The 4,986-nt window shown below is 71.1% G+C and carries 1 protein-coding gene; it reads left to right on the top strand.

Annotated elements, in window-relative coordinates:
• On the top strand, nucleotides 1-4,986 hold a 4,986-nt coding region (locus tag ACFPZI_RS25445; RefSeq protein ID WP_381367279.1), incomplete at both ends, for an SDR family NAD(P)-dependent oxidoreductase.

The raw sequence follows: 4,986 nt of genomic DNA, 5'->3' as shown, positions 1-4,986 counted from the left end.
CGTTCGGGAATGCCGCCGCTCTCCGTCGAGCAGGGCCTCGCCCTGTTCGACACGGCACTCGCCACGGGCGAGACCGTCATGGTGCCGGTGCGGCTGGACCTCGCCACCCTGCGTTCGCGCGGCGAAGTGCCCCCGCTGTTGCGGGCATTGATCCGCACCCGCTCTCACTCCCGACGGAGTGCGGTCGCGGGATCGGTCACCGCCAGTGGGCTGCTGGCCCAGCTGACCGGACTGACCGCGGCCGCTCGCTGCGAAGCGCTGTTGGATCTCGTACGCAAGCAGGTCGCCCTGGTGCTCGGTCATGTCGGTGTGGCAGCCGTGAACCCCACGGCTCAGTTCAGGGAGCTCGGCTTCGACTCGCTGATGGCTGTGGAACTGCGGAACCAGCTGAGTGCGGTGACGGGCCTGCGGCTGACCGCCACGCTGATCTTCGACTACCCGACCGCGACGGCGCTGGCCGACCACCTGAGGGACGAGCTGTTCGGTACCGACGTCCAGACCGCGATCCCGGCTCGGATGCTCCCGCCCGTGGCCGACGACCCGATCGTGGTCGTGGGCATGAGCTGCCGGTATCCCGGTGAGGTCGCCTCGCCGGAGGATCTGTGGCGACTGGTCACGGAGGGGACGGACGCCGTGACCGGCTTCCCGACCAACCGCGGCTGGGACGTCGACGGGCTCTTCAACCCCGATCCGGCCCACGCGGGCACGTCGTACACCCGATCGGGCGGTTTCCTCCAGAACGCGGGAGACTTCGACCCGGAGTTCTTCGGGATGTCGCCGCGTGAGGCGATGGCGACGGACTCGCAGCAGCGGTTGCTGCTCGAAGCGTCGTGGGAGGCGATCGAGCGGGCGGGCATCGACCCGGTGTCGCTGCGCGAGAGCCAGACCGGTGTGTACGCCGGTGTGATGTACAACGACTACGGCACCACCCTGAACGGCAAGCAGTTCGAGGGACACCAGGGCCAGGGCAGCGCCGGAAGCGTCGCCTCGGGCCGGGTCTCCTACACCCTGGGCCTGGAGGGTCCGGCGGTGACGGTGGACACGGCGTGTTCGTCGTCGTTGGTGGCCATGCACCTGGCCGCGCAGGCCCTGCGCAGTGGTGAGTGCTCGCTGGCCCTGGCCGGCGGTGTGACGGTCATGTCGACCCCCGGCACGTTCGTGGAGTTCTCCCGGCAGCGGGGTCTGTCGCCCGATGGCCGGTGCAAGGCGTTCTCCGAGTCGGCCGACGGTGTCGGCTGGTCGGAGGGTGTGGGCATGGTGGTGCTGGAGCGGCAGTCGGACGCGTTGCGCAACGGTCACGAGATTCTGGCCGTGGTGCGCGGCAGTGCGGTCAACCAGGACGGTGCGTCCAACGGTCTGACGGCGCCCAACGGTCCGTCGCAGCAGCGGGTGATCCGTCAGGCGCTCGCCAGCGGCGGGCTGCTGGCCGAGGACGTCGACGTCGTGGAGGCGCACGGCACCGGCACGTCGCTGGGTGACCCGATCGAGGCGCAGGCGCTGCTGGCGACGTACGGGCGCGACCGCGACCCGGAGCAGCCGCTGCTGCTGGGTTCGGTGAAGTCGAACCTGGGACACACCCAGGCCGCCGCGGGCGCGGCGGGCGTGATCAAGATGGTGATGGCGATGCGTCACGGTGTGCTGCCGCAGACCCTGCACGTGACCGAGCCGTCCTCGCATGTGGACTGGTCGGCGGGCGCGGTGGAGCTGCTGACCGAGCCGACGGCCTGGCCGGAGGCCGGTCGCGTCCGGCGCGCGGGTGTGTCGTCGTTCGGTATCAGCGGTACGAACGCGCACGTCATCCTGGAGCAGCCCGAGCCGGTCGCCGAGATCGTGCACCAACCGGCCGCTCCGGCAACCGTGTCATCAACCGTGGTGCCGTGGATCCTCTCGGGCAGGACGCCGGAGGCGCTGGCGGCCCAGGCGGCGCGGTTGCTGTCGGTGGTGGACGGGGAGACGGCTCCCCGCCCGGTGGACGTCGGATACTCGCTGGCCACGAGCCGGTCGGTGTTCGAGCATCGTGCGGTGGTGCTGGCGAATGGCTCCTCCGATGCGGTGCGCGCGTTGACTGCTCTCGCGTCCGGTGCTCCGGATGCCTCGGTGGTGTCGGGTGCGGTCGTTGCTGACAGGTCGGCGGTGTTGTTCTCCGGTCAGGGTTCGCAGCGGCTGGGGATGGGCCGGGAGCTTTACAGCCGGTTCCCGGTGTTCGCGGAGGCGCTGGACGCGGTGTTCGCTGTGCTGGATCCGCTGCTGGAGCGCCCGCTGCGTGGGGTGATGTGGGGCGAGGATGCGGAGCTGTTGAACGAGACGGGCTTCGCTCAGCCGGCGTTGTTCGCCATCGAGGTGGCGTTGTTCCGTCTGGTGGAGTCGTGGGGTGTCAAGCCTGACTTCGTGGCGGGGCATTCGATCGGTGAGATCGCGGCGGCGCATGTGGCGGGGGTGTTCTCGCTGGAGGACGCGGTCCGTCTGGTGGTGGCGCGGGCGCGGCTGATGCAGGCCCTGCCGGCCGGTGGTGCCATGATCGCGGTGCAGGCGACCGAGGACGAGGTCCTGCCGCTGCTGGTCGACGGTGTGTCGATCGCGGCCGTCAACGGTCCGTCGTCGGTGGTGGTTTCCGGTGACGAGCAGGCGGTCCTGGAGGTCGCCGTGCGGCTGGCGGAGCTGGGCCGCAGGACGACGCGTCTGCGCGTCTCGCACGCCTTCCACTCGCCGTTGATGGATCCGATGCTGGAGGAGTTCCGGGCGGTCGCGGAGGGCCTGTCGTACGAGGCTCCGGTCATCGCGGTGGTGTCGAACCTGACCGGCGGGATGGCGTCGGCCGAGGAGCTGTGCTCGCCCGGGTACTGGGTGCGTCACGTCCGTGAGGCCGTGCGTTTCTCCGACGGCGTGCGGACCCTTGGCGTGCAGGGTGTGACGACGTTCCTGGAGCTGGGCCCGGACGGGGTCCTCTCCGCCATGGCCCAGGAATCCGCGCCGGAGAGCGCGGCGTTCATCCCGATGCTCCGCAAGGACCGGGACGAGGAGCTGACCGCGCTCACCGCGCTGGCTCGCGTTCACGTGCGCGGTACGGTGCCCGACTGGGCCGGGATGTTTGCCGGAAGCGGTGCGCGTCGCGTCGAGTTGCCGACGTACGCCTTCCAGCACCAGTGGTTCTGGCCGACCGGTTCGCAGTCCAGTGAGGCCAAGAACGTACGGGCCGCGGGGCTCGGTTCGGCCGAGCATCCGCTGCTGGGTGCGGCCGTCGAACTCGCCGCGGGCCAGGGCGTGCTGTTCACCGGCAGGTTGTCGGTGCAGTCGCATCCGTGGCTGATGGACCACGCGGTGATGGGCCAGGTGCTCCTTCCGGGGACGGCTCTGCTGGAGCTGGCGATCCGGGCGGGTGACGAGGCCGGCTGCGACCGCGTCGAGGAGCTGACGCTGGCTGCGCCGCTGGTCCTTCCCGAGCACGGCGCCATTCAGGTGCAGGTGGCGGTCGGCACCCCCGACGAGTCGGGCCGGCGTTCGGTCGGCGTCTACTCCCGCCCGGAAGACGCGGGAGACGCGCCTTGGACGCAGCACGCCACGGGCGAACTGACCGCCCGTTCCGAGGCAACGGAGACCGACTTCGATGCGACGGTGTGGCCGCCGACGGGCGCTGAGGCGCTGGATGTCGAGGGTTGCTACGAGCGGTTCGCGGAGCTGGGCTTCGCTTATGGTCCGGTGTTCCAGGGCCTGCGGGCCGCCTGGCGGCGCGACGGCGAGGTCTTCGCCGAGGTGAGTCTGCCGGAGAGTGCGCAGGGGGATGCGGCCGCGTTCGGTCTGCACCCCGCCCTGCTGGACTCCGCACTGCACGCCTCCATGCTCGCCGGTGAGGCAAGCGGCGAGAGCGGTGGCGGTCTGCCGTTCTCGTGGGAGGGCGTGTCGCTGCACGCCACCGGCGCCTCGACTCTGCGGGTGCGGCTCGCGCCGCTCGGCAAGGACGCGGTCTCCGTGGCCGCGGTCGACACCTCCGGTGCGCCGGTCGCCTCGGTCGACTCACTGCTCGTACGGACGGTGTCCAGCGAGCAGCTGAACGGTCCTGCCGGAGTCGGCAGGGATTCCCTGTTCGGCGTGGAGTGGACGCCGGTCGCGGCCGGGTCCTGGCCTGCTGATCAGCAGGTGACTCTCCTGGGCGCGGACCCCTTCGGAATCGCCGAGGCAATGGCCAAGTCCTCTGCGGGAGGGGAGACGTACGCCGATCCGCAGTCGCTGGCGGCGGGGGAGTCCCCGGTGCCGGGCACTGTTCTGGTGAGCGTCGCCGGTACCTCCGGCAGTGAGATCCCGGAGTCGGCGCACGCGCTGACCGCCGAGGTGCTGGCCCTGGTGCAGGGCTGGCTGGCCGAGGAGCGGTTCGCCGGCTCGCGGCTGGTGTTCGTCACCCGGGGCGCCGTGGCCGTGGACGGTGGCACGGTCGCCGACCTGGCGGCGGCCTCCGTATGGGGTCTGGTGCGGTCCGCGCACTCGGAGAACCCGGGCAGCTTCGGACTGCTGGACCTTGACCCGGCGGATGACGCCGACGCCTCGGCGTCGGTGCTCGGGGCTCTCGGCTCCGACGAACCGCAGCTGGTCCTCAGGGGCGGCGAGGTCAGGGCCGCCAGGCTGGACCGCGTGCCGCTCCCGGAGCCTGTCGCCACGGTCGGCGAGGAGGCAGGAGCGACTGGAGAGTCTGTCGAGGCAGAAGGGGCGGAACGGACGGAAGGGACAGTGGAGGGCTGGGAGCGGGACGGCACGGTCCTGATCACCGGTGGTACGGGTGGTCTGGGCGCCGTGCTGGCCAGGCATCTGGTCGCGGAACGCGGCGTACGCCGTCTGCTGCTGCTCAGCCGCCGGGGCCTCGGTGCCGACGGTGCGCGAGCACTCGTCGAGGAGTTGGAGTCACTCGGCGCCGACGTCACTGCCGCGGCCTGTGACGTCGCGGACCGGACCGCCGTGTCCGAGCTGCTGGCCGGTGTGTCTGTGGAGCATCCGTTG

Origin of the sequence: Streptomyces chlorus, assembly GCF_042655885.1 — a bacterium.
Classification (GTDB): domain Bacteria; phylum Actinomycetota; class Actinomycetes; order Streptomycetales; family Streptomycetaceae; genus Streptomyces; species Streptomyces chlorus.
The sequence above is the reverse complement of the archived record's forward strand: the minus strand, read 5'-3'. Positions and strand labels throughout refer to the sequence as shown.